This window comes from Streptosporangium amethystogenes subsp. fukuiense, assembly GCF_042665875.1.
In the GTDB taxonomy this organism is placed as follows: domain Bacteria; phylum Actinomycetota; class Actinomycetes; order Streptosporangiales; family Streptosporangiaceae; genus Streptosporangium; species Streptosporangium fukuiense.
The window spans coordinates 5867710-5893096 of sequence record NZ_JBHTEE010000001.1; the positions used below are offsets into that span (position 1 = coordinate 5867710).

Below are 25387 nucleotides of genomic sequence, written 5' to 3' on the forward strand. Positions count from 1 at the left end.
GACCCTGAGAGCGGCGTTTCCCCTCCGGGACGACTCAGGGGTGTCCCGGATGCGGCACGGGCCGAGGAAAGGCCACGATAAGTACATGAACGATACCGATCCGGCGAGCACCACGTCCGGCTCGCCGCCCGGCTCCCCCTCGGAGGATCGCGCTCTGCGGCGCAGCGACGAGGGCCGCATGCTGACCGGCGTCTGCGCGGGCCTGGGGCGGTACGCCGGGGTCGACCCGGTGCTGTTGCGAGTGGGTTTCGCGGTGCTGGTGCTCGGCTCGGGGATCGGCATCATGCTCTACGTCGCGGCGTTCCTGCTGATGCGTGAGACCAACGGCGGCCCCGGCTACGTGGAGCAGTGGAGCCGGCGCGACTTCGACAGCGAGACGGTCCTGACCCTGCTGGCCGGCCTGTTCGCCCTCGGGCTCATCGTCAACATCTCCTCGGACGGCGTCGGCACCGCGACGGTCGTGGTCGGCACGGTGTTCGCCATCGTCCTGCTCACCGCGCACTCCCGCGGGGTGGACCTGCTGGCCGTCGCCAGATCGCTGCCCGACCGGCTGCGCAGGCGCCGGGCGTCGTACCCCGCCGATCAGTGGCCGAACCCGTTCGCCCACGGGCCGGGCACCGCCGACGGCCGGCGTCCCGTCGGGGAGCAGGATCCGGCCGCCCGCGCCGCCGCGCCCCCGGCCCCGAGCCCCGCGACGTACGCCGCCCGCCCGGGCGGCGAGACGGCCACGGAGCGGTACGCGCCCAGCTCCGGGGGGACGAGGGCTGAGACGGGGGCCGGACCGTGGTCCACGGCGGAGCGGCCGCCCCCGGCCCCCGCCTCGGAGACCCGCACCGAGCCCGCCCCGGACACGCCCCCCCACCCCCGGCCCCACCCCCGGCCCCATCTCCGAGACCTTCGCCGGGCCCGCCCCGGAGACACCTCTCCGCCCCGCCCCGCCCCGCGGAGACATCCCAGCGGAGCCCTACCGCCCCGCCAGGCCGTCGTTCGACTCCTCCGGCGCGCCTTTCTCGCCGTACGGCCCCTACCAGCCGCTGGACCCCCGGAAGCGGCAGCAACCGTACTCCCCGTACTCGCCCTACGCCCCTTACCAGCCGTCCGGGTACGGCGCGGCGGTGACAGCGCCGCCCAGGCCGCGGCGGCCCAGATCGTTCGTCGGGGGCGTCACCATCTTCCTGGCCATGATCGTTGGAGGGATCATCGTGGCGATCCAGTCCGCTTCAGGACCGGCCAACATGACGGTCGCGGGCGGCGCGGCGCTCGTCGTCATCGGCGCCGGCCTGCTGGTCGCCGCCTGGTTCGGCCGGGGAGCCGGACTGGTCGCGACCGGCACCATCCTGTCGATCGCCCTGGTAGCGGGCCCCATGCTGGGCGGCATGCCGAAGAAGTTCGGCAACTATCAATGGCAGCCCACCACCCTGTCCGAGATGGCCCGCAGCTACTCGGTGGGGATGGGCGAGGGAGTGCTGGACCTGAGCGAGCTGGCCCTGCCGCCGGGTTCGCGGACCGTCGTGGACGTCTCGGTCTCGGTCGGCGAGATCAGCGTGATCCTGCCGCCGACCGCCAGGATCGAGGTGCGGGGCCATACCAAGTTCGGCGACGTCAAGATCGACCACACGGTGGAGGGGGGTGCCGACATCCGGCACGACAGAATCCTGGAGCCCGAGGTGCCCCCCAAGGGCGACGTGGCGACCATCGTGCTGAACGTCAGGGCCGACATCGGGGATGTGGAGGTACGCCGTGCTGCCTGAGCGCGACCGGCCCGAACAGCGGCCCGCCTCCCGGCGCGTACACCGCACCGACTGGATGGCGCTGCTCAGCGGCATGCTGTTCATCGCGGTCGGGGTCGTCTTCATCAGCAGACCGGCCGTCCAGCCGCTGGTCATGCTCACGGTCCTGGTCAGCGGCCTGGGCCTCGCGGGCCTGGTCGCCATCCTGGCCAAGGTCACCCGGAGCTAGGGCCGCCCGGGCGCCACAGCAACAGGTCATACCGGGCATTAGGCTCGAAGCATGTCGGCTCTGGAGTTCGTCAGCACCGTTCGCGCGACGCGGACCGGTCTGACAGACCTGCTCTCCGACGTGCAGGGCATGACCGCGTGGGGCCGGGAGCACGCCGCCGAGCTGGGAGTCGACCCGGACTTCACCGCCTCCGAGGAGCTGCGGAGCGAAGTGGTCGAGCTGCGGCAGGCCGTACGGGCGCTCTTCGCCAGGGCCGTGGCACCGGGCGCCGCGAGTGACGCGGACGCGCACCGGCTCCCGGACTTCGCCGAGTCGCTCGACCTGGTCAACGCCGCGGCACTGGCCGTGCCTTCGGCCCCGCGGCTGGAGTGGCCCGCGGGACAGGCGCCCCGGGCGCGGACGGTCCCGGGCGTCGCGGCCACCGAGTCCGAACGGATCCGGGCCACCCTCGCGACGTCGGCGATCGAGTTGCTGGCCGGCCCCCGGCGCGAGCAGATCCGGGTCTGCCCCGCCCCCCGCTGCGTGCTCTATTTCCTCAAGGAGCACCCCCGGCAGGAGTGGTGCTCGCTCGGCTGCGGCAACCGGGCCCGAGCCGCCCGCCACTACCGCCAGCACCGGGACGGCTGACCCACCCCGGCGCCTGATCGTCTCGGCCGGTACGCCGGGCGATGTCGCCCTCGGTGGTTCCGCGCTCCCACCTGTCGCGCGTCCATTCGGCGGGCTCTCCCCTCATCCGACCCCCCTTCAAGGGTGATTTACGCCATAGCTTTCTAACGTGACAAATGTCGATTTTGCGTTAGATTGCAGGCAGTGGATCTAACGGATCAAGCCGTTAGGAAACGCGGAGGAGAGATCAGATGACCTTCCAGACCGACCACGTCGGCCTCAACGTGTCCGACCTCGACAGGTCCAAGGACTTCTACCTGAAGGTCTTCGGCTTCGAGATCTTCGGCGAGTCGGACCAGCCGGACCGGCGCTACGCCTTCCTCGGTCTCGACGGGAAGCTGGTGCTCACCCTCTGGCAGCAGAGCGAGGGCAGCTTCGCCACCGGGCTGCCGGGCCTGCACCACCTGTCCTTCCAGGTGCCGGACATCGAGGCGGTCCGCCGGGCCGAGAACGTGATCAGGGAACTCGGGGCCACGCTCCACCACGACGGCGTGGTCCCGCACGGCGAGGGGGCGTCCTCGGGGGGCGTGTTCTTCGAGGACCCGGACGGCATCCGGCTGGAGATCTTCGCACCCAGCGGCGCCGACGAGCGCCCCGCACCGACCACCGGCGCCCCCACCTGCGGCTTCTTCTAAACGACCATGGAACACGGGGGAGAGATCGCGGTACAGCGCAGGACCGGGGTCCGCGCGGTGGCACTGGGCTCGGCCAGGACCCGTCCGGAGATCCCGGCGGTGGCGGCCGAGTTCCTCAGGCGGCAGCGGATGCTGCTGATCGGAGCCGCGGGGCGGGACGGGCTCCCGTGGGCGACGGTGCTGACCGGACCCGAGGGGTTCGCCAAAGTCACGGACGAGCGGACCGTGGTGATCGACGCGCTGCCGGGCGAGCACGATCCGCTGGCCGGACTGGACGAGGGCGAGATCGGGATGCTCGCGATCGAGCCCCTGACCAGACGCAGGATGCGGGTCAACGGCACGGTCCGGCGGGACGGCGGGCGGCTGGTCGTCCACACCGAGCAGGCGTACGCCAACTGTCCCAAGTACATCCAGACGCGGGAGGTCGTCGCGGAGGTCACCGGGCCGGCCACCGGCTCCTCCTCGACGACGGTGTTCGGCGACGGCGACCGGGCGTGGATCGAGGGCGCCGACACGTTCTTCGTCGCCACCTCGGCCCCCGGCCTCGGCGCCGACCTGTCGCACCGGGGCGGCAACCCGGGGTTCGTCCGGGTGGTGGACGAGCGACGGCTGGTCTGGCCGGACTACGTCGGCAACTCGATGTACATGACGCTCGGCAACCTGGAACTGGACGAACACTGCGGCCTGCTCTTCCTCGACTGGGAGAACGGCGACGCGCTGTACCTGACCGGGCGGGCCCGCGTCGACTGGGATCCGGGCGACGTCCCGGGGGCACAGCGGCTGGTCGGGTTCGAGGTGGACCGGATCGTCCGGGTCCGGGGAGCCAGCCCGCTCCGCTGGCGACTCGGGGACTACTCCCGCCACAACCCGCCGACGCGCGTCGCGGGCGGGACGCGGGGAACCCCTTGACGAGATCGGTCGGGATCGGTCGGGGTCATCGTGGACCGGGCGGCGTGTTCGTCACGCCCGAGCCGTCCCACCTGGACGATGATCGGTTGACATACGTCGCCGAACCCGCCGATCGACGCGGTCGAGGAGGCCGCGAAATCCATGGAGGAAGTGTGATGTTCACCGAGGAGACGGCCAGGGCCAAGGTCCAGGCCGCCGAGGACGCGTGGAACACGCGCGACCCCGAGCGGGTCTCGCTCGCCTACACGCCCGACTCGGTCTGGCGCAACCGGGACGAGTTCCTCACCGGGCGCGCGGAGATCAGGGAGTTCCTGAGCCGCAAGTGGGCCAAGGAGCAGGACTACCGGCTCCGCAAGGAGCTGTGGACGTTCGGCGGCGACCGCATCGCCGTACGGTTCCAGTACGAGTGGCACGACGCGGACGGCCAGTGGTGGCGCAGCTACGGAAACGAGCTGTGGGAGTTCGCCGACGACGGGCTGATGCGGCGCCGCGAGGCGAGTATCAACGATCTCAGAATCGACGAAGCGGACCGCCGTATCCTCGGTGGCCGCGAGCCGAGGGAACTGCCGTTGGCGTGAGGCCAGGGGGTTGACCGGGAAGAACTGGGGCGTAAGTTCTCAATTATCGGTTCTCACTTCTCCTATACCCCTGTGGTTGCTCTTGGAGGACGTATGCCCCGAATAACCGTCAACGTCGATGGAATCGCATACGAGGAGGAGGTGGAGCCGCGCCTCCTCCTCGTCCATCTGCTACGAGATCGGCTCGGCAGGACCGGCACGCCCATCGGCTGCGACACCGGCAACTGCGGCGCCTGCACCGTGATGCTCGACGGCCGGAGCGCGAAGAGTTGTTCCGTGCTCGCCGTGCAGGCCGACGGGAGCGATGTCGTCACGATCGAGGGCCTGGCGCAGGGGGGCGAGTGGCATCCCATGCAACGGGCCTTTCACGAGGAGCACGCCCTGCAGTGCGGGTACTGCACCCCCGGCATGATCATGGCGGCGATCGACCTGCTCAGGGACGATCCCGACCCGTCGGAGGAGGCGGTCCGCGAGGGATTGGAAGGCAACCTGTGCCGGTGCACGGGGTACTGCAACATCGTCAGGGCGGTGCGGCGCGGCGCGGCGGAGATGTCCCGGCGGAGCGCGTCGGAGTCGTCCGCGCAGGAGGTGCCGGCGCCATGACCGAGCAGCTCATCGAGAGCGACCGGCTGAAGGACCCGTCCGCCCACGAGGTCGGGAAGGCGCGCAGGCGCAAGGAGGACGCCCGGCTGGTCACCGGCAGGACCACCTGGACCGACAACATCCAGCTCCCCGGCATGATGTACGTGGCCTTCCTGCGCAGCCCGATGGCCCACGCCAGGATCACCCGCGTCGACACCTCTGCCGCGAGCGGCCGGCCAGGCGTGGTCGCCGTCTACAGCGGGCGCGACTTCGCCGACGAGCAGGGCAGCCTGCCCTGTGCCTGGCCGGTCAGCGAGGACGTCGTCATCCCCGACCACCCGCCCATGGCGGTGGACGAGGTCCGCTACGTCGGCGAGGCGGTGGCCTGCGTGGTCGCCACCGACCGCTACCGGGCGGCCGACGCGCTGGAGGCGATCGAGATCGACTACGAGCCGCTGGAAGCGGTGCTCGACATGACCGAGGCGCTCGCCGAGGGGAGCCCCAAGGTCCACGAGGCCGGGAACCAGGCGTTCACCTGGAAGTTCGCCGGAGGTGACATCGAGGAGGCGTTCCGCGACGCCCCCGTGGTGATCGAACGCACCTACGTGCAGCAGCGGCTCATCCCGAGCGCCATGGAGCCCCGCGCGGTGGTGGCCACCACCGACGGCGACGCCTTCACGCTCTACTCCGCCACCCAGATCCCGCACGTCCTGCGCGTCATGCTCGCGCTGACCACGGGCATCCCCGAGCACAAGCTGCGGGTGGTCGCCCCCGACGTGGGCGGCGGCTTCGGTTCCAAGCTCCAGGTCACCGCCGAGGAGGTGCTCGCGCTACTGCTGACCCGCAGGCTGGGCAGGCCGGTGAAGTGGACCGAGTCCCGCTCCGAGGGCAACCTGACGGTGCACCACGGCCGCGACCAGCTCCAGCGGATCTCCGTCGCCGCCGACCGGGACGGGCGGGTGCGGGGCGTCAAGGTGGACCTGCTCGCCGACATGGGCGCCTACCTGATGCTGGTCACGCCGGGCGTGCCGCTGCTCGGCGCGTTCATGTACAACGGCATCTACAAGATGGACGCCTACGACTTCAACTGCACCGGCGTCTTCACCACCAAGATGCCGACCGACGCCTACCGGGGCGCGGGCCGTCCGGAGGCGACGTTCGCGATCGAGCGGGCCATGGACGAGCTCGCCCACGAGCTGGGCATGGACCCGATCGAACTGCGGCGCCGCAACTGGATCACCCACGAGGAGTTCCCGTACACCACGATCTGCGGGCTGACCTACGACTCGGGCAACTACGAGGCGGCGACCGAGCGGGCCCTGGCCCTGCTCGGCTACGACAAGCTCAGGGCCGAGCAGGCGGACCGGCGCGACCGGCGCGACCCGGTCCAGCTCGGCATCGGCGTCTCGACGTTCACCGAGATGTGCGGGCTGGCGCCCTCGCGGGTGCTCGGCAGCCTCAGCTACGGCGCGGGCGGCTGGGAGCACGCCTCGGTCAGGATGCTGCCCACCGGCAAGGTCGAGGTCGTCACCGGCTCCACCCCACACGGCCAGGGACACGAGACGGCCTGGAGCCAGATCGTCGCCGACGCGCTGGGCGTGCCGTTCGAGGACGTCTCGGTGCTGCACGGCGACACGTCCGTCTCGCACAAGGGCATGGACACCTACGGCTCCCGCTCCCTGGTGGTGGGCGGCGTCGCCGTGCTGGCCGCCTGCGAGAAGGTGAAGGACCGGGCCAGGGAACTCGCCGCGCACATGCTGGAGGCCGACGCCGAGGACATCGAGTTCACCGACGGGACGTTCAAGGTCCGGGGCACCGAGGCGGGCAGGACCATCCAGGAGCTGGCGCTGGCCACCTTCGCCGCGCACGACCTGCCCGACGGCTTCGAACCCTCGCTGGACGCCGACGCGACCTTCGACCCGGACAACTTCTCCTTCCCGCACGGCACCCACCTGTGCGCGATCGAGGTGGACACCGAGACCGGCGCCTCGAAGATCCGGCGCTACGTGGCGGTCGACGACGTGGGCTCGGTGGTGAACCCGCTGATCGTCGAGGGTCAGGTGCACGGCGGCATCGCCCAGGGCGTCGCCCAGGCGCTGTTCGAGGAGGCGGTCTACGACACCGAGGGCAACCTGCTCACCACCACGATGGCCGACTACCTCATCCCTTCGGCGGCCGACCTGCCGGACTTCGTCACCGACCGTACCGAGACCCCGGCGACGACCAACCCGCTGGGCGTCAAGGGCGTCGGCGAGGCCGGGACGATCGCCTCCACCCCCGCCGTGGTCAACGCGATCGTCGACGCGCTGCGCCCGTACGGGGTGAACGACGTGCGGATGCCCTGCACCCCGGAACGGATCTGGCGGGCCGTCACCGAAGGAGGAGACCGATGATCCCCGCGTCCTTCGACTACGTCAGGCCCTCCTCGGTGGAGGAGGCATGCCAGGTGCTCGCCTCCGGCGACGACGTCAAGGTGCTGGCCGGTGGCCAGTCGCTGCTGCCGCTGCTGCGGCTGCGGCTGGCCTACCCGTCGGCGCTGGTGGACCTCGGGCGCCTGCCCGGACTGCGCGGCATCGAAGACCGTGGCGACCACGTGTTCGTCGGCGCGCTCACCACCCACGACGAGGTGCTGCGCTCAGCCGTGATCAAGGAGCGCGTCCCGCTGCTCGCGCTGGCCACGGCCACGGTGGCCGACCCCGCGGTACGGCACCGTGGCACGTTCGGCGGCTCCATGGCCCACGCCGACCCGGCGGGGGACCTGCCGGCCGTGGCCCTGGCGCTCGACTGCGTCTTCGTCGTCCGCTCCGCCGACGGCGAGCGGGAGATCCCCGCCGCGGACTTCTTCGTCGACTACCTGGAGCCCGCGCTCGAACCCGATGAGGTGCTGATCGGCGCCCGGGTGCCGGTGCTCGGCCCCGGGTGGGGTTTCCACTACGAGAAGTTCCACCGGACGGCGCAGGCGTGGGCGATCGTCGGCGTCGCGGCGGCCGTACGGCGGAGCAACGGGACCGTCGAGGAGGCCAGGATCGCGCTGACCAACATGGGCCCCACCCCGGTGCGGGCGAGTGCGGTGGAGACGGCGCTGCGCGGGGTGGACCTCGCGCCCGCCGCCTCCGGCGGCACCGACCCCGTCGGGGAGGCGTGCGCCGAGGCCGACGACGGCACCTCGCCTCCGGCGGACCTGCACGCCAGACCCGACTACCGCCGCCATCTGGCCCGGGTGCTGACCCGCAGGGCGGTCAGGGCCGCGAGCGGCTGAGTCCCGCGGCTACAGGGTGAGAGCCCGGGGCGTTCCCACCCTGTAGCCGCCGCCCCGACGGGCTCGCGAGCGTCTTAACCTTGACTTCCTCCCCGAGGCTGAAGCCGGAGGATTCCAACCCTCACCGGGTGGGTTTCCTGCTTCACCGGTAACCGCCCGCCCGCGCGGCCCCGTGCCGCGTTTCCTCCCCGGAGCCGAAGCCCGAGGTCTCCACGCTGAAAACGACTTTCGTGCCGCCCGGAGCGCGAGAAGCGCCTCCCGTGAGGGCGGAGGCATCATCCCCGCCCGGAGGGGCAGGGGGAACGGACGCCGGCCGACACGTACCGACGTGTGGCGGTCAACCGGCCCCGTGGCGGCATACTGGTAATACGCCCCCGTGTAGTCGTAATGTCGCAACAGCGACCGACCGGCAAGGAGCGGATCGATGGCGATGCGGTTCGAGCACGAGTTCACGGTCCCCGTGCCGATCGAGCAGGCGTGGCCGGTGCTGCTCGACGTCCAGCGGGTCGGCCCCTGCCTGCCCGGTGCCACCGTGGACAAGGTCGAGGACGACTCCTTCACCGGCAGGATGAAGGTCAAGGTCGGGCCGATCACGGTGACCTACCAGGGCCGGGCCTCCTTCGAGAAGGTGGACGCAGGCACCCACTCCATGACCGTCAAGGCCGCCGGCAAGGAGGCCAGGGGCTCGGGCACCGCCGGTGCCACGGTCGTCGCGCGCCTGCACCCCGAGGGGCGGCACACCAGGGTCACCGTCGACACCTCCTTCAACGTGACCGGCCGCCCGGCCCAGTTCGGCCGGGGCGTGATGTCCGAGGTCGGTGAGAAGCTGATCGACAGGTTCGCGGCCAACCTCTCCCTGCTGCTGGGCGAGAGCCCGGGCGTGGAGACCGCCGCCGAGACGCCTTCCGAGACGCCGGGCCTGGGCGGCTGGAGTGCTCCCTCCCAGCCTGGCCCGGACGACGAGGTTCCGGTGGTCTCGGCGGCCTTCGGCCCCGGCCCCGCGACCCCCGCCGGACCGGAGGAGCTGAGCGGGTCCGGACGGCATCTCAGCGCGGTGCCGACACCGCCCGGCCTCGTCGTGGACGAGAAGTCCGGGTCCCGCCAGAGCCACCCGGCGGGCACCTCACGCACCTCGCTCAGCCCCGACGAGGAGGCCATGAACCTCCTGGAGGTGGCGGGCCTGCCGCTGCTCAAACGCATCGCCCCACTGGTCGCCGCCCTGGCGGCCGCCACCCTGATCACCTGGCTGATCACCCGCGCCCTACGCCGAAACCGTCAGTAAACACACCTCTTTGCCTCCTCCAACGTGCAGCCCTTGGGTACACGCGGCGATATATCGGTCCAACCGGACTTCTGAACGGTGATCGTCGTCGTCACGGTGCCCGACGGCATGCCGTCCCTGGCCGTCACCAGCATCTTGCGAAGGCCGAGCGGGTCACCGGTGGAGGGGTCGATCAGGATCCGGCTCTCCGTGCCTTCGAAGGAGGACGTGCGTGCCAGCGCGATCGCCGCACGACCGTGGGGCCCCTGAGCCGTGCCGATGATCCGGGCATCGGGCAGACCCGCCAGCATCCGGTAGACGGCCGCGCCCGTGCCCGGAGAGATCGGCGCGTCCCACAGCAGGGACGTTCCAACCGACCAGAGCCAGTCATCCGCCTTCTCGGCCGCCCCCTTCGGCAGTGTCCTGCTGTAGGCGGGCCAGTACGTGAGGAGTCTCGCTTTGAGATCTACCGGATTCTTCGGCAACTCCCTGATCTCCTTCAGGTCCAGCGCCACGCCAAAAGCCTGCAGGGGGCGTGCGGACCGATTCGGCGGGTCCGGCATGACGAGGGTCCGGTCGAACGGTGGCAGCTGGTCGTCACCGCAGCCTTCGCTCAGCGCGCAGAGCTCCGGTGAACCGGCGCGCTCCCAGGCGACACGGTCCTCTTTCGTGGACGGCACCGTACCGAGCCTGGTCCATTCGCGCACCGTAGGCAGAGCAGGGCTGTACCAGAGCGTCTGCCGACCCCAATCGTCGACGATGTAGCCGTTGACCCGCACCCGTAGGAAGAACTCGGTGGTCGCCCGCCAGTACAGGCTCTCGACGGGCTCCGGTCTCGCCGCCGCCCGGTCGGCCACCGCCTCCAGCACCTTCTCCGGCCCCCCCGCCCGGGGCGCGGCGTCCGTCCCCAGGCGGGGCACGATCATGACGGACGCGACCACCGTTGCCGTGGCGACGGCCGCGACCGCCCATCCGAAACGGCCACGGGACCGTCCCACGAGCCGTCGTCGTGAGAGCCTCGTGCCGTTCAGCGCCCTGGCCCTGGTCTCGGCGGCCCGCACCGGATCGGCGAGCGGGACATCCGGCATCACATCGTCGATGAACTGGAACTCGTTCAACAGACCTCCACTCCCAGCGAGTCGCGCAGTTTGGTCCTGGCCCGGCTGAGCCGGGAGGCCACCGTGCCGTAGGCGACCCCGAGCGCCTCGGCGACCTCCTCGTAGGTCAGCCCGCCGTACGCGACGAGCAGCACCACGTCCCGCTCTCCCCTGGACAGCCGGGCCAGCGCCCCTGACAACCGGCCGACCGTCACCCCCGCCGTGACCCGGTCGGCGACCCGCTGATCATGGCCGTCGTCGTCGGGAGGCGGCCCGGTCCTGGCCAGCGCCCGGTAGCGGCGGATCTCGGCCCGGCGATGGCGGCCGATCAGGTTGGTGGCGATGCCGTACAGCCAGGGCCGGACCGTGCCCCTGGCGGCGTCGAACCGGTCGCGTCGGCGGAAGGCGATCAGGAAGGTCTCGGCGGCCAGGTCCTCGGCGATGTCCAGGTCGAGCCGCCGCCCGATGTAGCGGCGGATCTCCTCGTAGTGGGCGTCGAAGACGGCGGCGAACCGCTCCCGATCGACCACCGAGGCCACCTCAGAAACAGCGATCATGCAAGGGACTCCCTTGCCGGAAGGACAGGACACCCCTTCTTGCCCGGCGGCCACCCCACCCTTCCCTTATTTCTCGTCGCCCTTTCAGCGGAAGCGGCCGGAACCTCCGAGCTGCGCTACGGACCCGGTGAACGTTCAGGGCGAACCCATCGCATAGGGCAGGTCGCGAAGCGAGTTAAGCACCACATGCCGCTGGGGTAAAGGATTTGCTACACTCCTGAGCATGCAGGAGTGGGAGATCCGCGTCACCAACGAGATCCACGCCTGGATCCGAGCCCTGGACGAGCGCTCTCGACTCCAGGTCGTCGACGCCATCGACAGGCTTGCGGAGGCCGGCCCCGGGTTGGGGCGCCCGCTTGTCGACAAGCTCGAAGGGTCGCGGATCCATAACCTGAAGGAGCTCCGTCCCGGCTCGGCCGGGCGCTCCGAGATCCGGATCTTGTTCGTGTTCGATCCATGGCGTTCGGCCATCCTGCTGCTCGGCGGCGACAAGTCCGGCGACTGGTCGGGCTGGTACCGCAGAACCATCCCCCGCGCGGAAGAGCTGTACGAGGAGTATCTGAAAGAGCGAGAGGCAGAGGAGAAGGACCGATGACGAACTTTCCCAAATGGAGCGACATCCGCACGGACATCGTCGCGAGCTCCGGTGGCGAGGAAGCCGTGACCGAGGTGAGGCGACGCAGTCAGGCCTACATCGACGCTTATCGGCTGGCCGAGCGGCGGAAGACACTGGGGCTGTCCCAGACGGACGTGGCCGACCGCATGGGCGTGACCAAAAGCCGGGTCTCACAGATCGAGCGTGGCGAGGTGTCCACCGTCGAGACGATCGCCCGCTACGTACAGGCACTCGGCGGACAGATCCAGATCTCGGCGGTGTTCGGCGATGATCTCTACATCCTGCGCGGCACCGACACTCATGCCGCATAGCCAGTTCACCACAGCCACCCCCAGAGCGGCGGACCCGGTGAGTGTCTAGGCCCGTGAGTCAGGCAGCAGCGGGTCGGTAGTGGCGCAGGACGTTGCCTGAGCCTCTTCAGTAAGAGTCGAACTCGTGGTTCTTGACGCCGCCGATGAAGGCCGCCCACTCGGCAGGGGTGAACATGGCGGTTCCGGCATCGGGATGGTTGGAGTTACGGACGGCGACAGCGCCACCGTTCAGGAAGGCGACTTCCACACAGTTGTGGTCACTACCGCTGAGGCTGCTCTTGCGCCAGGTGGCATTGGACAGATCTGATCGGGACACGCTGCTCTCTCCTGCCGTCACAGTTCGTCGGCCATGTCTTCAATCCTCTCGCGGAAAGTAAGCGCGGTTCCAGGGTCATCGGGCGTTCGGAACGCATTACCGGTCACCTGTGGAGGGCAGCAGTGCCCAGACCGCGCGGCGGCCGCCGTCGACTTCGCGTACTCCCCACCTGGCCGAGCACTGATCGACCAGCCAGAGGCCGCGCCCGCCGAAGCTCTCCGGGTCCGGCTCGCGCGGCTCGGGGAACGTCGCCGCGCCGGAGTCGACCACCTCGATGTGGATCAGCTGCTGTCCGGCGTCGAGGACGTGCAGGGTCAGGGTGCCGCCGCAACCGCCCGAGGCGGTGTGCCTGATCGCGTTCCCAACCAGTTCGGTGACCACCAGCAGCACATCGTCCACCAAGGCGCACCCCGCCGCCGCCAGCACCGCGCCGACGCAGTGACGCGCCACCGGCACCGAGCACTCCGCCCCCGGCAATGTGATCGTGCCCAGCAGCCCGGCCGTCACCGCGCCACCATCTCGTGGATGCGCCGCACCGCGTCCTCGTCGAAGGCCGCGATCCACTGGTAGCGGCCCCGCCCCCAGGCGAAGATCCACTTCTTACCCCGGAGCACGGCGAGCACCCGAAGCGGCCCCGACTCGCGCCGCACCGCCACGTACGGCTCCTCGGAGGCCGGAAGTTCGATCCTGACCCCCACCTCCAGCCGGCGGAGACCCCACGCCAACCGCACCAGGTGAAGGTACTGCTCATGCGAAGACGACACCGTCATCGATCCTGCCCTTCATCAGCGATACGACATCCGAGCGGGTGGAGTCGGCGAGATATTCGATCTTCTGTTCTCGTGACCGCCTCGCCTGAAGTCCGGGCAGCCAGAAGCCCGACCTCCCTAACCACCGCCATCGACTTGGCTGCCTGCGCTGAGGGATGCGACAGGTTTTACAAACAACATGATGCACACGAGACGTAGCGAACGCAACACGTTGTGTTCACATCGACCGTGATGATTCCGCTACCCTGTGCCACATGATCCAACGGCGGCAGGCTCCTACTACTCGCCTACGACGGCTGGCGATGGAGCTGCGACAGCTCAGGGAGCGTTCGGGTCTATCCCGTGAGCAGGTGGCAGAGGCTACTGAGATCAACCGTGCCACCCTGTACCGAATCGAGACGGCGCAGGCGAAACCGCAGGTAAGAACACTACGAGCGTTGCTCGACGTGTACGGCGTGCCGGAACGACATCGGGACGACCTGATCGGAATCCTCAAGCTGGCGGGAGAGGAGAGTTGGCTGCATGCTCCCTCGGAATCCCTGCCCGATCAGTACGCCACCTACATAGGGTTCGAGCAGGAGGCCAGAGCGGTTCTGGACTACCAGTCCTCGTTTGTTCCCGGACTGCTTCAGACCACGGCGTATGCCCGCGCGGCGATTCCCGGAGGCGCACTCGAACTGCCGACAGAGGAGATCGAGACCCGGGTGGCGGCCCGCATGGCTCGCCAGACCGAACGAGATTCGCCACTGACCATTGAGGCGATCATCGATGAGGCGGCGCTGCGTCGCCGTGTCGGCAGCCCCGAGATAATGCGCGAGCAGTTGCAGCGACTGCTCGATGAGAGCGAGCAGCCCCATGTGACGTTGCAGGTGATCCCTTTCGCAGCCGGTGTGCACCCGGGAATGCAGGGTTCGTTCGTCATTCTCCAGTTCGCCGAGGATGCTCATGATGTTGTCTACATTGAGGCGAGCGTAAGAGACTTGTTCCTGGAGAGCGAGAGCGACGTGACGCGGTACAGGCGAGTGTTCGAGAAGCTCCGGACCATGGCGAGCAGCCCGGACGAGAGCCGTAATCTCATCACTCGCATCCTCGCGGATACGTGACGAGAGGAAACACAGGGTGGGCGAGGAGCCCGATCTTTCCCATGCCGAATGGCACACCAGCAGCCTCAGCGGCTCAAGCGGCCAGTGCGTACAGGTTGCCCTCCTGGGCAGGGACGTCGCCGTACGCGACAGCAAGAACCCCAATGGCCCGGCCCTCGTGTTCGAGAACGCCGTGTTCGCGGCCTTCCTTGGGGCCGTGAAAACCGGACAGCTCTAAAAGCCGTCTGCCTATGAGGATGCTCAGCCAGGCCCGTAGTCTCTCGATCGGATGTCCGCAGGCCCGGCACTTCCCTGTCACGGGCTCACACGTCAGAACCTTTCACTGCCCGCCCACACCGTGGCTGATCGGGCGTTCCGCCTCGTGTCGGGTCTCATTCACCATGTGGCCGGCCGCCGGGGTGATCTCGACGACGAGGTGTTTGGCCAGCGGCTGCCCGCTCTGCGGGCTGAAGTCGGTGAGCGCGCAGAGCACGTTCAGCTCGGGCATGTACCCGATCGCGCTGCCGCGCGGGACGTCGTACGCGAAGGCCCGGTAGCCGTAGACGCTGCGCCTGCTGCCGTCCCTGGCGATGCTGGTGATGTCGACGAGGTCGGTGTCGGCCAGGCCCCGCTCGCGCATGTCGTCGCGGTTCATCAGGACCAGGGTGCGCAGGTTCCTGACGCCCCGGTAGCGGTCGTCGTCGGAGTAGACGGTGGTGTTCCACTGGTCGTGGGAGCGCACCGTGCCCAGCGTCAGGCGGCCCGCCTCCGGAATGACGTTCGGGATCGGAGCCGTGGAGAACTCGGCGCGCCCGGACTCGGTGAGGAAGACCAGATCACGGGCGGGCTGGTGGATCCGGAAGCCCAGCGGCATCCGGACCCGGCGGTTGAAGTCCTCGAAGCCGTCGAGGACCTGGGCCATGGTGTCGCGGATGCGGTCGTAGTCGTCGACGTACTCCTGCCAGGGCGTGGCGCTGTCCGGCAGGGTCGCCCTCGCCATGCCGGCGATGATCGCCGGTTCGGAGAGCAGCTGCCGGGAGGCCGGGTTCCGCATGCCGATCGACATGTGCACCATGCTCATCGAGTCCTCGACCGTGACCCCCTGCAGCCTGCGGCGCTGCCAGTCCTTCTCGGTACGGCCGAGGCAGGGCAGGATCAGCGCCTTCTCGCCGTGCACCAGGTGGCTGCGGTTGAGCTTGGTGCTGACCTGCACGGTCAGCTCGCAGTTGCGCAGCGCCCGGAAGGTGCCCGGGGTGTCGGGCGTGGCCAGCGCGAAGTTGCCGCCCATGCTCACGAACACCTTGACGTCGCCCCGGTGCATCGCCTCGATGGTGCCGACGGTCTCCAGGCCCCATTCCCTCGGCGGGTCGATGCCGCACACCTCGGCCAGCCGGGAGAGGAACCGCTCGGTCGGGTGGGAGTTGACCCCGCAGGTGCGGTTGCCCTGGACGTTGCTGTGCCCGCGGATGGGGCACGGACCGGCGCCCTCGCGACCCACGTTGCCCCGGAGCAGCAGCAGGTTGACGATCTCTCGCACGGTGTCGACGCCGTGTTCCTGCTGGGTGATGCCCAGACACCAGCTGATGATGGTGCGCCTGGAACGCAGGTAGACGTCGGCGAGCTCGCGGATCCGCACCTCGCCCACGCCTGACTGGAGTTCCAGCTCCGCCCAGGTGGCCTCGGCGCACACCCGCCGGTAGTCCTCGAAACCGCGCGTGTAGTTGTCGACGAACCCCTGGTCGATCGCCTTCGGGTCGGTCTCCGCCGCCTCGAACACGGCCTTCGCGACCCCGCGCAGCAGCGCCAGGTCGCCGCCGATCCTCGGCTGCACGTTGAGCGTTCCGGTCCTGGTGGCGTGGAAGGTGCCCATCGCGAGGAACTCGTGCGGCACGATCGTCTCCCCGGCCGCGGCCTCGACGAGCGGGTTGATGTGCACGATCTGGGCACCGCGCTGGTACGCGTCGACCAGCCAGGTCAGCATGCGCGGCGCGTTGGAGGCCGCGTTGGAGCCGAGGAGGAACAGCGCGTCGGTCTTGCCCCAGTCGTCCAGGTCGACGGTCCCCTTGCCGGTGCCCAGCGCGGCGGTCAGCGCCCGGCCACTGGCCTCGTGGCACATGTTCGAGCAGTCCGGCAGGTTGTTGGTGCCGAACTCGCGGGCCCAGAGCTGGTAGAGGAACGTGGCCTCGTTGCTCAGCCGCCCGGAGGTGTAGAACGACGCCTGGTCCGGGCTGCTCAGTCTCCTGAGCGTCGAGCCGACCAGCTCGAACGCGTCCGGCCAGGAGATCGGCCGGTACCTGTCGGATTCCGGGTCGTAGACCATCGGCTCGGTCAGCCTGCCCTGGTCCTCCAGCGCGAAGTCGCTCCAGCCGGACAGCTCGGTGACGGTGTGCTCGTCGAAGAATCGGCGCCCGACGCGCTTGGGGGTCATCTCCCAGGTGACGTGCTTGATGCCGTTCTCGCAGATGTCCAGACGCAGGCCCTTCCTGTCGTCCGGCCACGCGCATCCCGGGCAGTCGAAACCGTAGCCCTCATGGTTCATCCGGAAGATCGCCCGGGTCCCCTCGACCGGCTCCCGTGTCTTGGCCAGCATCTTCCCGACGCTGAGCGCCGCGCCCCAGCCCGCCGCCGGGTGCCGGTAGTCACGCCTGGAGAAGGGCTCTCCGGTGTTGGGTCCGCGCCCCCGCGCCGGAACCCCCGGCATCCCCTGTCCGAAGTTCTCTCCTGAGGCAAGGATGTCGTCGGCCATGAGCGGTCCCCCCGGGGTGGCGCAGTCGAGCCCGACATGCGTGCACATGCCGTGATATTCCCGGTCTACCGCCCTCGTCCCCACCGCAGCCCCAAACAACCTCCCGCCCTTGCCCAAGCTTGGGCCATCGAGGCCCCCACCGAGGACCCCTCAGCGCGGTCCCGGTACGGGCGCCGGCCCCAGGAGCCTGGCGATCGAGGCGATGCCGAATCCGGGCCCGGATGGCCTCGGGGACGCACTACAGCCGACTGCCGGAGTCCTTCCGATCCACGCCACGTCTTCGAGCATCTTCTCCGCAAGCTAGATTGCATCCCTAACTAGCTTGCTCTACGGTCTAGGTAGCAGAACACCTACGGAGGCTTCCCGTGTCATCCCCCTTGGCGCTCGTCCTGGCAGTCGTCCTCGTCGGCTACCTGACCGTCGCCGGCCCATTGCTCGGCAGGCACACCTACGACAAGCTGGCCCGCACTCGCGACCAGGACCCCACGGCCTATCGCCGGATGGTCACGTTCTGGAGCGCCGAGTTGTGGACGCTGGCCGCCGTGGCGCTGCTCATCGTCGCCGTGGAGCCGGACCTCGATTTCACGGACATCGGCCTGGTGATCAAGGAGTCACCGGACGAGGCCCTCGGCATGATCGTTGGCTTCCTGGTCGCCGCCGCGGCCGGCGTGCTCGTCTTCAGAAGGCTGGCCGCCAAGGGCAAATCCCTCCCCGGCCAGCAGGCCGTCACCCACCTGCTGCCGCGTACCGCGGTCGAGCGCTGGTACGCCGCGGGCCTGTCGGTGACCGCCGGTATCACCGAGGAGATCGTCTACCGAGGTCTGCTCATCGCGGTCGGCACCGGCGCGCTCGGCCTGAGCAAGGAGGTCGCGGCCTGCTGCGCGTTGGCGGTGTTCGCCGCCGGCCATCTCTACCAGGGCCGGCGCGGCATGTTCATGGTCACCCTGGCCGGCTTCGGCCTGACCGTGCTCTACCTGAGGACCGGCAGCCTGCTCATGCCGATCCTGCTGCACGCACTGATCGACCTTCGCGGCCTGCTGTTCACCCCGCAGCCGCGACGTGAGCTAGTCGGGAACCCAGGCTAGATAGGATCGCTACATGACGAGCGACCGACGCGCGAGCTGGCTCAAGGGTGTGCTCGACCTGCTGGTCCTCGCCAGCCTGACGGCCGGCGAGAACTACGGCTACGAGATCGCCAAGGACCTCGCCGAGTCCGGCCTCGGCCAGATCAAGGGCGGCACCCTCTATCCGGTGCTCAACCGGCTGGAGGAGGCGGGGCTGGTCACCGCCGAGTTCCGGGTGACCGAACGCGGACCCGGCCGCCGCTACTACCGGCTCACCGACCAGGGCAGGCGGACACTCGCCGAGCAGAGCGGACTCTGGCTGAACTTCGACGAGTCGGTACGCGCCGTACTGGCCAAGGGCCGCACCGAGACGAGCGCACCCGAAGGGGGGCTTCGATGAACAGCCACGTCGACGAGACCACCGGTGACTACTTCGACGAGCTCGCCGTGATCCTGGCCGAGGCGGGCATGCCCGCCGACCGGGTCGGGGCCATGCTGGACGACCTCGCCGGCTACCTCGCCGAGAGCAGCAGCGGCGACCCCGAGGAGGAGTTCGGCCCGGCGGCCGAGCTGGCCCGCGAACTGGCCGTCACCTCGGCCCCGCCCGCCGCGGACGCCCGTACCTGGTGCTGGACCGCCGACCTGTTCCACGACGTCAGGATGCTCAACGAGTACGGCGCCCAGGGCTGGGAGGTCGACGGGATCGATACGAAGGGTCTGTTCGTCAGCACCCGAGACCCCGAGCACCCCCAGCAGTGGGAGTACCGGAGAGAGCTGGTCTCGCCCGGCCGGCGCCGGAGCGTGCTCGACCTGCTCGCCCCCGACGGCTGGGAGCCGTGCGGCAGGTGGGTGTGCTTCGAGTACTTCAAACGACCCAAGGCCGCCAGCCTGGGGCCCGCCGCGGAGCTGACCGCGCCGCCGCGAACGCCGGGGCGCAACATCTTCCTCAGTCCGAGGTTCTACGCTCTGATCGCCGGCCTGCTGGCGCTGACGGCGGTGGCCCTGGTGTCAGTGTTCCGGGTCGCCGGGACGGAGCTCGACGGCAGCCTCGACACCGTCCTGGGTCTGCTCACCGGAATGATGATGGGTGTGCTGGCCGTGATGGCCGTACTGTGGCTGGCCGCCCGACGGCGCAACAGGAATCGCTGAATACCGGCGAACGCCGGTCAGATACGGCACCCGCTCCAGGTTCCATGGGTCCGCCGCGTCACAGGAGCGGGCCGCGGCCTGGCACCGCCGGTCCCGCGGATGGGCGAGAATGATCCCCGTGACCGGCGTATACGTGCTCAACGGCCCGAACCTGAACCTGCTCGGCACCCGCAGACCCGAGGTCTACGGCACCATGACGCTGCCGGACGTCGAGGAACTGTGCCGCGAGGAGGCCACCCGGCTCGGCCTGGACCTGATCTTCCATCAGTCCAACCACGAGGGCCGGCTGATCGACTGGATCCACGAGGCCGGGGCGCGCGTCAAGGCCGGTGAGGTCATCGGCGCGGTCTTCAACCCCGGGGCCTACACCCACACCTCGATCGCCCTGCACGACGCCATCGAGGGCACCGAGCTACCGGTCGTCGAGGTGCACATCTCCAACGTGCACCGCCGCGAGTCCTTCCGCCACCACTCCTACATCTCCCCCGTCGCGCGCGGCACCATCGTCGGCCTCGGCACGGACGGCTACCGCCTCGCCATCGACGCCCTGCACAGAATGTCCCTGACATAGCCGACCGCTGTATCGGGCCTGGCAGGTGGAGGCCGGGCGGCTTTAGAAGATCGTGCCGGGCCAAGACCCTCCGGGGAGGACTGTGACGCAACCGGGCGATGAGACGGTCGCCCCTCCAACGGTCCCGGCTGTCACGGTTCGGGCGGCACTCGGCGGTCCAAACCGCGCCGGACCTGGACCGCCCGTCCCATAGGGCATCAAAAAGAGTGCTATCAGTGGACAAGTAGGACAACTACTCACTTCTTCTCGGGGATAGCACGAGGTGTGATTAACGTCCCGGAGTGCAGCGTTGTGGTGATCACCTACAACGATGCCGCGCGGCTGCCCAGGGCCGTGCGGTCGGTGCTCCGGCAGTCGCTGCGCAACGTCGAGGTGATCATCGCCGACGACGCGAGCACCGACGAGACGGAGCAGGTCGCCCGGGAACTACAGCGCAAGGACGCGCGGGTCCGCTACCTGCGCGGGGAGGTCAACAGCGGGGGCTGCGGGACCCCGCGGAACCGGGGCGTGGCGGCGGCGCGGGCGCCGTACGTGATGTTCCTGGACAGCGACGACGAGCTGACCCGGCACGCCTGCAAGAGCATGCTGCTGGAGATCGAGCGGACCGGCGCCGACTTCGTCACCGGGCAGATCGCCCGGCTGTACGAGAAGAGCGGGAAGACCGCGCGCTACTACCCGGCCCTGTTCGCCAGACGCCGGACCGTCGAGGGGATCGCCGAGGAGCCGGAGATGTTCCTCGACTCCTTCAGCACCAACAAGCTCTACCGGGCCGAGTTGCTGCGGCGGTTGCCGTTCCCCGAGGACATGCACTACGAGGACCACGTCTTCAGCACCGCCCTGTACTGCGCGGCGCGACGGTTCGCCGTGGTCCCGTGGGTGGTCTACCTCTGGCACCGGGCCTCGGCGGAGAGCGACGCGCGGCTGTCGATCTCGCTGAGCCTGACCGACATGTCCAACGTCCGCTCCAGGATCAGGGCGGCCCGGCTGAGCGACGACATCCTGCGTGACAACGGCCTCGGTGACCTGGTGCACGAGCGGCAGCGCCGGTTCCTCCGCCAGGACCTGCGGGTCTACCTCAACCCGCTGCCCATGCGGGACCTCGCGTGGGTCGAGGAGTTCATCTCGGTGGTCCGCCCCTACCTGTCCGAACTCGACCCGGCGGTGTTCGAGACGATCGACCCGCTCATCCGGGTCTGCTGTAGTTTCATCCTCGCCGGTCGGCCTGACGAGCTCCTGCTGGCCGCCGCTTCGCTGAACGGCCCGAAGGCACCGCCGCGCGTCGCCCTGCGCGAAGGGGGGCGCACCTACTGGGGAACGGTCCCCGACGAGATGCGGGAGATCACCTCGCTCCGGATGGCCGAGCTGCCCTACAGCGCCTCCAGGTTGCGCCACGAGGCGGTCGTCACCGGCCAGGGCACCGTGATCAGGGTGGTGATCAGGACGTACGACCCTTTCGGGGTGCTCGCCGCCACCCCCGGCTGGACCGCGTTCCTGCGCATCGGGAAGCACCGGGTACGGCTCGCGCCACGCGAGCAGGACGACGGCGGTCTGCTGAGCGAGGCGACGGTCGACCTCGCCGCGCTCAGCCCCGGCCGCCTGGGCTTCGACGGGCGCCACGAGCCGGTGGTCGAGATCGTCAACCCCGACGGGAGGGTCACCTCCGACCAGCTGCTGGTCGATTCGTCCAGCCCGCCGTTCGTCGTCGTCGTCCCGTGGCACGAGGTCACCGTCGGCGCGGAGGGGGTCGCCGCGTTCCTGCGGTTGCGCTGGCGCCGCCGGGGAGCGCTCAGGCGACTGGCCCGGGTGGGGCGGGCCGGCCGCAGGCTGCTGCGCAGGATGGACGGCCCCGAGGTGAAGCTCCGCGTCTACAAGGGGCTGATCTCCGTACTGCCGCCCCGCCGGGATCTGGCCCTGTTCGAGTCCGACGTCGGCGCCGGGTACACCGGGAACCCGCGCTACATCTACGAGGAGCTCAGGCGGCGGGGCACGCCGTTGCGGATGGTCTGGTCGGCGACCGGGACCGCGCACGGCTTTCCTCCCGACGCCAGGCTGGTACGGCGGATGAGCTGGCGGCACATCTGGACCATGGCCAGGGCGGGCTACTGGGTCGACAGCCACGGCATGCCGCTGGCCTATCCCAAGCCGCCGCGCACCCGCTACCTGCAGACCTGGCACGGCCAGGGCATCAAGTCGGTCGGCTTCGACTCGCCTGACCTGCGCGCCGACTTCGACGGGCCGAGGGCGACCTGGCGGGCCGCGGTGGAGCGCTGGGACGCGCTGGTCTCGCCCAGCGCCGAGTTCGAGCGGGTGTTCGTGCCCTCCAACGGCTACCGGGGACGACTGCTGCGCCACGGCTCGCCCCGCTGCGACGTGCTGGTGCACGGTGACCGGGATGCGGCCAGGCGGGCGAGGGAGCGGCTGGAGATCCCGCACTGGTCCAGGGTGCTGCTGTACGCACCCACCTACCGCGACCGGGCCAAGGGGTCCGGCGAGTCGGTCAGGGCCGACCTGTCCGCGATGGCCGAGGCCCTGGCCGGCGACTGGACGGTGGTCCTGCGCACCCACCCGGTCGAGCGGTTCGAGGTGCCCGAGCAGCTGCGCCACTTCGTCCGCGAGGCCGGGTCGTACCCCGAGGTCAACGACCTGATACTGCTCTCGGACGCGCTGCTGACCGACTACTCGTCGCTGATGTGCGACTACGCGATCACCGGGCGGCCGATGCTGTTCCTGATCGACGACTGGGACGAGTACCGCAGGGTGGAACGCGGGGTCTACCACGACCTGCCCGCGATCGCCCCCGGCCCCTGTCTGACCACCACCGAGGAGCTGATCGAGGCGCTGCGCGACCTCGACGGCGTGACCGTCTCCTTCGCCGCCAGGTACATCGCGTTCCGCAGGCTGTGGTGCGCGGAGGAGAAGGGTCACGCCTCGGCGAAGGTGGTGGACGCCTTCTTCGAGCCCCCCTCGGTCCGGATCCCCACGCAGGCTCCCCGGGAGTGGCGCGCTCCGGCCGGGCTGGGACATCTGCCGGGGCTGCGGCGGCCGATCCAGCCGCCCAGGTGGTCGGGGTGAGCGGCGGGCGCGCGGAGGCGGTCGTGTTCGCCTGCGTGGACGCCGACACCCTGGGCGGCGTCCAGCGGGTCACCCACACCGTGGCTCAGGGCCTGGCCGAACGGGGCCGCGAGGTGCACGTGATCGGACTGCACCGCGCCAGGAGCCCGTTCCGCTACGTGGAGCGGCCGCGTTACACCAGCCATGTGATCCACCGCACACCGGTGAGCACGCTGTCACCGCTGGGCCGGCGCCGCGAGCACCGGGAGCTCGACAGGCTGCTGCGCGAGGTGGGGCCGGGGTTCGCCGTGCTCTCCTCGCCCAGTGTGGTCGCCCGGATCAGGGCCCTGCTGCCCGAGCGGCTGCTGCCGATCGGGCAGTACCACGGGTCGTACGAGCACGCGCGGGGCTCCTGGCACCTCGACTCGGTCCGCGACCACTACGGCACCCTGGAGAAGGCGGTCTTCCTCAGCGAGCGGGACGCGTGGCTCTTCGCCGAGCACGCGCTGCTGCCCAACACCTGGTCCATCCCGAACCCGCTGCCCGCCTGGCCGTCGGGGACCGCCGGGCTGACCGCCCGCCGGGTGCTCGGGATCGGCAGGCTGGAGGGCGTGAAGCGGTTCGACCGGCTGATCTCGGCCTTCGCCCAGGCCTGTGGCCGTTCCGTCCCCGGCGAGCCCGAGTTGCGGGCGGACCTCGCGAAGACCCGTCGCGAGGCGGGCGAGGGCTGGGAGCTGCACCTGATCGGCGAGGGGACCGAGCGGCAGCGGCTCACCTCGCACGCCGCGGACTGCGAGGTGAGCGACCGGGTGGTCTTCCGTGGCACGGTGCCCGCGCCCCTGATGGGCGAGGAGTATCTGGGCGGGTCGGTGCTGGCGCTGGCCAGCGAGCACGAGGGGCTGCCGCTGGTGGTCGGTGAGGCGGCGTCCTACGGGGTGCCCTCGGTGGCGTTCGACGTGTCGGGCGGGCTCAGGTCACTCGTACTGGACGGGGAGACCGGGGTGCTGGTGCCCCCGGCCGACGTGACCGCGCTCGCCGCCGCGCTGGCCGAGCTGATGGCCTCGGCCGAGGAGCGGCGGCGGCTGGGGGCCGCCGCCCGCGCTCACGTCGAGGCGTTCCGGCCCGATCGCGTGCTGGATCGGTGGGAGGCCCTGTTCGAGCAGGTCACCCGGTGACCGCCACCGGCTCGTTGCGCGGCATCGGCACTCCCGCCAGCACGATCTGGGCGGAGGTGAGCCGCGCCCCCAGCGGGTTCGGCTCGCGGAGCCGCATCAGCCGGTCGAAGGTGATCCGCTTGACCCGGGCCAGCTTCCGCTTGGCCGCGGTCCGCTCGTAGCAGACCAGCCGGGAGGTCTCGACCCTCGGTGCCCCGCTGAGCTCGTACCCGTAGGTCTCCAGGCGGTCGCCGAGCACGCTCTCGCAGAGCGAGACCTCGCCGGGGTCGAGCCGCTCGCGCCAGGAACCGGTCCGCGCGGTGGTCACCTCGCCGTAGGTGCGCGCGTGCCAGGTCTTCCTGGTGGGCACGGCGATGCCGGCCACCGCGGCCGGGTCGCACATGGCCGGGTGGAAGTCCTCGCCGAGGAACTCGCACAGCCTGCGCAGGTGAGCCTCCGGCTCTGCGGTCAGGTCCTCGTAGCGCAGCTCGTGGTAGCTGCCCTCGGGAAGCCTCGGCGCGCCGTGCCTGGCGAAGTCGATCGCCTCGGCCCAGGCGGAGACCGCGCTGTAGACGCTCCCGTTGTACCAGGGCATCTCCTTCAGCGACGCCACGCAGTCGCGGCCGTCCCTGACCAGGTGCACGAACTGGGCGTCGGGAAAGAGCCGGAGCAGCACGTCGGTGTACTGGAAGTACGAGGGCCGCTTGTCACCCCAGCGCGGCTTGCCGTGCCTGGTCGCGTAGGCGCGCAGCACGATGCCCAGCGCGGAGCCGAGCGTAGGCGGCCCGTCGACGATCTGCCCGAGCACCTCGTCGCGGCCCAGGTTCAGCTCGTGGAAACGCGTCTGGTGCCGGTCGACCACCCACTCGGCCAGCTCGCGCCGGTGCTCCGCGTCGTTGAGGTCGCCGAACTGGAGCCGTCGCTGGTAGGCGGAGACCATGAACCGGGTCTCCGGCGGGATGGCGACGCGCGGGTGGGCGTGCAGCATCAGCTGCAGCATCGTGGTCCCCGAGCGGGGACAGCCCAGGATGAAGATCGGGCGGTCGGGCTTCAC

Annotated in this window: 29 protein-coding genes and 1 pseudogene; 21 read left to right on the plus strand and 9 right to left on the minus strand. The window is 70.0% G+C overall.

From position 1 onward, the window contains the following. Positions 1 to 85: 85 nt before the first annotated feature. Positions 86 to 307: pseudogene (locus ACFQVD_RS25025) on the plus strand (PspC domain-containing protein); the annotation flags it as partial. A gap of 29 nt (positions 308 to 336) precedes the next feature. Here the strand turns inward: ACFQVD_RS25025 and ACFQVD_RS25030 are convergent. Both ACFQVD_RS25030 and ACFQVD_RS25035 read right to left on the minus strand, forming a co-directional pair. Further along, complete coding sequence (locus tag ACFQVD_RS25030; RefSeq protein WP_386368661.1) at positions 337 to 495, minus strand: hypothetical protein; 159 nt, start codon at positions 493 to 495, stop codon at positions 337 to 339. Positions 496 to 582: 87 nt separating this feature from the next. Continuing rightward, positions 583 to 852: a hypothetical protein gene (locus ACFQVD_RS25035; protein WP_386368663.1), complete on the minus strand. Its 270-nt coding sequence runs from the start codon at positions 850 to 852 to the stop codon at positions 583 to 585. A 329-nt stretch (positions 853 to 1181) separates the two neighbouring features. Here ACFQVD_RS25035 and ACFQVD_RS25040 point away from each other — a divergent pair, with 329 nt between their 5' ends. From ACFQVD_RS25040 to ACFQVD_RS25085, 10 genes are all read left to right on the plus strand, one after another. Then, complete coding sequence (locus tag ACFQVD_RS25040) at positions 1182 to 1751, plus strand: LiaF domain-containing protein (protein WP_386368665.1); 570 nt, start codon at positions 1182 to 1184, stop codon at positions 1749 to 1751. Continuing rightward, complete coding sequence (locus ACFQVD_RS25045; protein ID WP_343968100.1) at positions 1741 to 1959, plus strand: hypothetical protein; 219 nt, start codon at positions 1741 to 1743, stop codon at positions 1957 to 1959. The genes ACFQVD_RS25040 and ACFQVD_RS25045 overlap by 11 nt, the downstream gene beginning before the upstream one ends. A 51-nt stretch (positions 1960 to 2010) precedes the next feature. Beyond that, positions 2011 to 2586, plus strand: a complete 576-nt coding sequence (locus ACFQVD_RS25050) for a CGNR zinc finger domain-containing protein (protein WP_343968102.1) — start codon at positions 2011 to 2013, stop codon at positions 2584 to 2586. A gap of 230 nt (positions 2587 to 2816) precedes the next feature. Beyond that, on the plus strand, positions 2817 to 3260 hold the full coding sequence (locus ACFQVD_RS25055; protein ID WP_343968104.1) for a VOC family protein: 444 nt from the start codon (positions 2817 to 2819) through the stop codon (positions 3258 to 3260). 6 nt (positions 3261 to 3266) lie between these two features. Further along, positions 3267 to 4169, plus strand: coding sequence for a pyridoxamine 5'-phosphate oxidase family protein (locus tag ACFQVD_RS25060; protein ID WP_343968106.1), 903 nt, complete (start codon positions 3267 to 3269; stop codon positions 4167 to 4169). 155 nt (positions 4170 to 4324) lie between these two features. Next, positions 4325 to 4747: a nuclear transport factor 2 family protein gene (locus ACFQVD_RS25065; RefSeq protein ID WP_343968108.1), complete on the plus strand. Its 423-nt coding sequence runs from the start codon at positions 4325 to 4327 to the stop codon at positions 4745 to 4747. 93 nt (positions 4748 to 4840) lie between these two features. After that, on the plus strand, positions 4841 to 5350 hold the full coding sequence (locus ACFQVD_RS25070; RefSeq protein ID WP_343968110.1) for a (2Fe-2S)-binding protein: 510 nt from the start codon (positions 4841 to 4843) through the stop codon (positions 5348 to 5350). Then, positions 5347 to 7722, plus strand: coding sequence for a xanthine dehydrogenase family protein molybdopterin-binding subunit (locus ACFQVD_RS25075; RefSeq protein ID WP_343968112.1), 2376 nt, complete (start codon positions 5347 to 5349; stop codon positions 7720 to 7722). Before ACFQVD_RS25070 ends, ACFQVD_RS25075 begins: the two co-directional genes overlap by 4 nt. Then, positions 7719 to 8588, plus strand: a complete 870-nt coding sequence (locus tag ACFQVD_RS25080; RefSeq protein ID WP_343968114.1) for an FAD binding domain-containing protein — start codon at positions 7719 to 7721, stop codon at positions 8586 to 8588. Before ACFQVD_RS25075 ends, ACFQVD_RS25080 begins: the two co-directional genes overlap by 4 nt. Before the next feature lie 424 nt (positions 8589 to 9012). Beyond that, a complete protein-coding gene (locus tag ACFQVD_RS25085; protein ID WP_343968116.1) occupies positions 9013 to 9870 on the plus strand; it encodes an SRPBCC family protein in 858 nt (285 codons plus the stop codon). On the opposite strand, the gene ACFQVD_RS25090 is transcribed toward ACFQVD_RS25085, so the two are convergent. Continuing rightward, positions 9864 to 10967 carry a hypothetical protein gene (locus tag ACFQVD_RS25090; RefSeq protein ID WP_343968118.1) on the minus strand — a complete coding sequence of 368 codons (1104 nt, stop codon included), beginning with the start codon at positions 10965 to 10967 and terminating at the stop codon, positions 9864 to 9866. The genes ACFQVD_RS25085 and ACFQVD_RS25090 overlap by 7 nt on opposite strands. Continuing rightward, on the minus strand, positions 10964 to 11503 hold the full coding sequence (locus ACFQVD_RS25095) for an RNA polymerase sigma factor (RefSeq protein ID WP_343968120.1): 540 nt from the start codon (positions 11501 to 11503) through the stop codon (positions 10964 to 10966). The genes ACFQVD_RS25090 and ACFQVD_RS25095 overlap by 4 nt, the downstream gene beginning before the upstream one ends. 223 nt (positions 11504 to 11726) lie before the next feature. Here ACFQVD_RS25095 and ACFQVD_RS25100 point away from each other — a divergent pair, with 223 nt between their 5' ends. Next, the gene (locus ACFQVD_RS25100) at positions 11727 to 12098 is read left to right on the plus strand and encodes a type II toxin-antitoxin system RelE/ParE family toxin (RefSeq protein ID WP_343968122.1); all 372 of its coding nucleotides are present in this window, start codon (positions 11727 to 11729) and stop codon (positions 12096 to 12098) included. After that, positions 12095 to 12430: a helix-turn-helix domain-containing protein gene (locus ACFQVD_RS25105; RefSeq protein WP_343968124.1), complete on the plus strand. Its 336-nt coding sequence runs from the start codon at positions 12095 to 12097 to the stop codon at positions 12428 to 12430. The genes ACFQVD_RS25100 and ACFQVD_RS25105 overlap by 4 nt, the downstream gene beginning before the upstream one ends. A 106-nt stretch (positions 12431 to 12536) precedes the next feature. Here ACFQVD_RS25105 and ACFQVD_RS25110 read toward each other — a convergent pair whose 3' ends face one another. The 3 genes from ACFQVD_RS25110 to ACFQVD_RS25120 all read right to left on the minus strand — a co-directional run bounded on the left by ACFQVD_RS25110 (position 12537) and on the right by ACFQVD_RS25120 (position 13510). Then, positions 12537 to 12746: a DUF397 domain-containing protein gene (locus ACFQVD_RS25110; protein ID WP_343968126.1), complete on the minus strand. Its 210-nt coding sequence runs from the start codon at positions 12744 to 12746 to the stop codon at positions 12537 to 12539. 96 nt (positions 12747 to 12842) lie between these two features. Beyond that, complete coding sequence (locus tag ACFQVD_RS25115) at positions 12843 to 13253, minus strand: ATP-binding protein (protein WP_343968129.1); 411 nt, start codon at positions 13251 to 13253, stop codon at positions 12843 to 12845. Continuing rightward, positions 13250 to 13510, minus strand: coding sequence for a hypothetical protein (locus tag ACFQVD_RS25120; protein ID WP_343968131.1), 261 nt, complete (start codon positions 13508 to 13510; stop codon positions 13250 to 13252). The genes ACFQVD_RS25115 and ACFQVD_RS25120 overlap by 4 nt, the downstream gene beginning before the upstream one ends. Before the next feature lie 308 nt (positions 13511 to 13818). Between ACFQVD_RS25120 and ACFQVD_RS25125 the strand changes: the two genes are divergently transcribed. Next, complete coding sequence (locus ACFQVD_RS25125) at positions 13819 to 14619, plus strand: helix-turn-helix domain-containing protein (protein ID WP_343968134.1); 801 nt, start codon at positions 13819 to 13821, stop codon at positions 14617 to 14619. 16 nt (positions 14620 to 14635) lie between these two features. After that, the gene (locus ACFQVD_RS25130; RefSeq protein WP_343968136.1) at positions 14636 to 14836 is read left to right on the plus strand and encodes a DUF397 domain-containing protein; all 201 of its coding nucleotides are present in this window, start codon (positions 14636 to 14638) and stop codon (positions 14834 to 14836) included. Positions 14837 to 14938: 102 nt separating this feature from the next. On the opposite strand, the gene ACFQVD_RS25135 is transcribed toward ACFQVD_RS25130, so the two are convergent. Then, positions 14939 to 17392, minus strand: a complete 2454-nt coding sequence (locus ACFQVD_RS25135; protein WP_343968138.1) for an FdhF/YdeP family oxidoreductase — start codon at positions 17390 to 17392, stop codon at positions 14939 to 14941. Positions 17393 to 17709: 317 nt separating this feature from the next. Here ACFQVD_RS25135 and ACFQVD_RS25140 point away from each other — a divergent pair, with 317 nt between their 5' ends. The 6 genes from ACFQVD_RS25140 to ACFQVD_RS25165 all read left to right on the plus strand — a co-directional run bounded on the left by ACFQVD_RS25140 (position 17710) and on the right by ACFQVD_RS25165 (position 24354). Then, positions 17710 to 18429: a CPBP family intramembrane glutamic endopeptidase gene (locus ACFQVD_RS25140; RefSeq protein WP_343968140.1), complete on the plus strand. Its 720-nt coding sequence runs from the start codon at positions 17710 to 17712 to the stop codon at positions 18427 to 18429. A gap of 13 nt (positions 18430 to 18442) precedes the next feature. After that, positions 18443 to 18808, plus strand: a complete 366-nt coding sequence (locus tag ACFQVD_RS25145) for a PadR family transcriptional regulator (protein ID WP_343968142.1) — start codon at positions 18443 to 18445, stop codon at positions 18806 to 18808. Further along, complete coding sequence (locus ACFQVD_RS25150) at positions 18805 to 19557, plus strand: hypothetical protein (protein ID WP_343968144.1); 753 nt, start codon at positions 18805 to 18807, stop codon at positions 19555 to 19557. Before ACFQVD_RS25145 ends, ACFQVD_RS25150 begins: the two co-directional genes overlap by 4 nt. Positions 19558 to 19666: 109 nt before the next feature. Beyond that, positions 19667 to 20128, plus strand: coding sequence for a type II 3-dehydroquinate dehydratase (aroQ, locus tag ACFQVD_RS25155; protein WP_343968146.1), 462 nt, complete (start codon positions 19667 to 19669; stop codon positions 20126 to 20128). A 264-nt stretch (positions 20129 to 20392) separates the two neighbouring features. Next, positions 20393 to 23200, plus strand: coding sequence for a bifunctional glycosyltransferase/CDP-glycerol:glycerophosphate glycerophosphotransferase (locus ACFQVD_RS25160; RefSeq protein ID WP_343968148.1), 2808 nt, complete (start codon positions 20393 to 20395; stop codon positions 23198 to 23200). After that, positions 23197 to 24354: a glycosyltransferase gene (locus ACFQVD_RS25165; RefSeq protein WP_343968150.1), complete on the plus strand. Its 1158-nt coding sequence runs from the start codon at positions 23197 to 23199 to the stop codon at positions 24352 to 24354. The genes ACFQVD_RS25160 and ACFQVD_RS25165 overlap by 4 nt, the downstream gene beginning before the upstream one ends. Here ACFQVD_RS25165 and ACFQVD_RS25170 read toward each other — a convergent pair. Continuing rightward, positions 24344 to 25387 (minus strand): sulfotransferase family protein, encoded by a 1044-nt coding sequence (locus ACFQVD_RS25170; RefSeq protein ID WP_343968151.1) that lies wholly within the window; start codon positions 25385 to 25387, stop codon positions 24344 to 24346. The genes ACFQVD_RS25165 and ACFQVD_RS25170 overlap by 11 nt on opposite strands.

What these genes read in the sequence shown, in the direction of transcription:
- ACFQVD_RS25040 (WP_386368665.1), top strand. Translation starts at nt 1,182, where the DNA reads ATGATCGTTGGAGGGATCATCGTGGCGATCCAGTCCGCTTCAGGACCG.
- ACFQVD_RS25050 (WP_343968102.1), top strand. Translation starts at nt 2,011, where the DNA reads ATGTCGGCTCTGGAGTTCGTCAGCACCGTTCGCGCGACGCGGACCGGT.
- ACFQVD_RS25055 (WP_343968104.1), top strand. Translation starts at nt 2,817, where the DNA reads ATGACCTTCCAGACCGACCACGTCGGCCTCAACGTGTCCGACCTCGAC.
- ACFQVD_RS25060 (WP_343968106.1), top strand. Translation starts at nt 3,267, where the DNA reads ATGGAACACGGGGGAGAGATCGCGGTACAGCGCAGGACCGGGGTCCGC.
- ACFQVD_RS25065 (WP_343968108.1), top strand. Translation starts at nt 4,325, where the DNA reads ATGTTCACCGAGGAGACGGCCAGGGCCAAGGTCCAGGCCGCCGAGGAC.
- ACFQVD_RS25070 (WP_343968110.1), top strand. Translation starts at nt 4,841, where the DNA reads ATGCCCCGAATAACCGTCAACGTCGATGGAATCGCATACGAGGAGGAG.
- ACFQVD_RS25075 (WP_343968112.1), top strand. Translation starts at nt 5,347, where the DNA reads ATGACCGAGCAGCTCATCGAGAGCGACCGGCTGAAGGACCCGTCCGCC.
- ACFQVD_RS25080 (WP_343968114.1), top strand. Translation starts at nt 7,719, where the DNA reads ATGATCCCCGCGTCCTTCGACTACGTCAGGCCCTCCTCGGTGGAGGAG.
- ACFQVD_RS25085 (WP_343968116.1), top strand. Translation starts at nt 9,013, where the DNA reads ATGGCGATGCGGTTCGAGCACGAGTTCACGGTCCCCGTGCCGATCGAG.
- ACFQVD_RS25095 (WP_343968120.1), bottom strand. Translation starts at nt 11,503, where the DNA reads ATGATCGCTGTTTCTGAGGTGGCCTCGGTGGTCGATCGGGAGCGGTTC.
- ACFQVD_RS25100 (WP_343968122.1), top strand. Translation starts at nt 11,727, where the DNA reads ATGCAGGAGTGGGAGATCCGCGTCACCAACGAGATCCACGCCTGGATC.
- ACFQVD_RS25105 (WP_343968124.1), top strand. Translation starts at nt 12,095, where the DNA reads ATGACGAACTTTCCCAAATGGAGCGACATCCGCACGGACATCGTCGCG.
- ACFQVD_RS25125 (WP_343968134.1), top strand. Translation starts at nt 13,819, where the DNA reads ATGGAGCTGCGACAGCTCAGGGAGCGTTCGGGTCTATCCCGTGAGCAG.
- ACFQVD_RS25135 (WP_343968138.1), bottom strand. Translation starts at nt 17,392, where the DNA reads ATGTGCACGCATGTCGGGCTCGACTGCGCCACCCCGGGGGGACCGCTC.
- ACFQVD_RS25145 (WP_343968142.1), top strand. Translation starts at nt 18,443, where the DNA reads ATGACGAGCGACCGACGCGCGAGCTGGCTCAAGGGTGTGCTCGACCTG.
- ACFQVD_RS25150 (WP_343968144.1), top strand. Translation starts at nt 18,805, where the DNA reads ATGAACAGCCACGTCGACGAGACCACCGGTGACTACTTCGACGAGCTC.
- aroQ (WP_343968146.1), top strand. Translation starts at nt 19,667, where the DNA reads ATGATCCCCGTGACCGGCGTATACGTGCTCAACGGCCCGAACCTGAAC.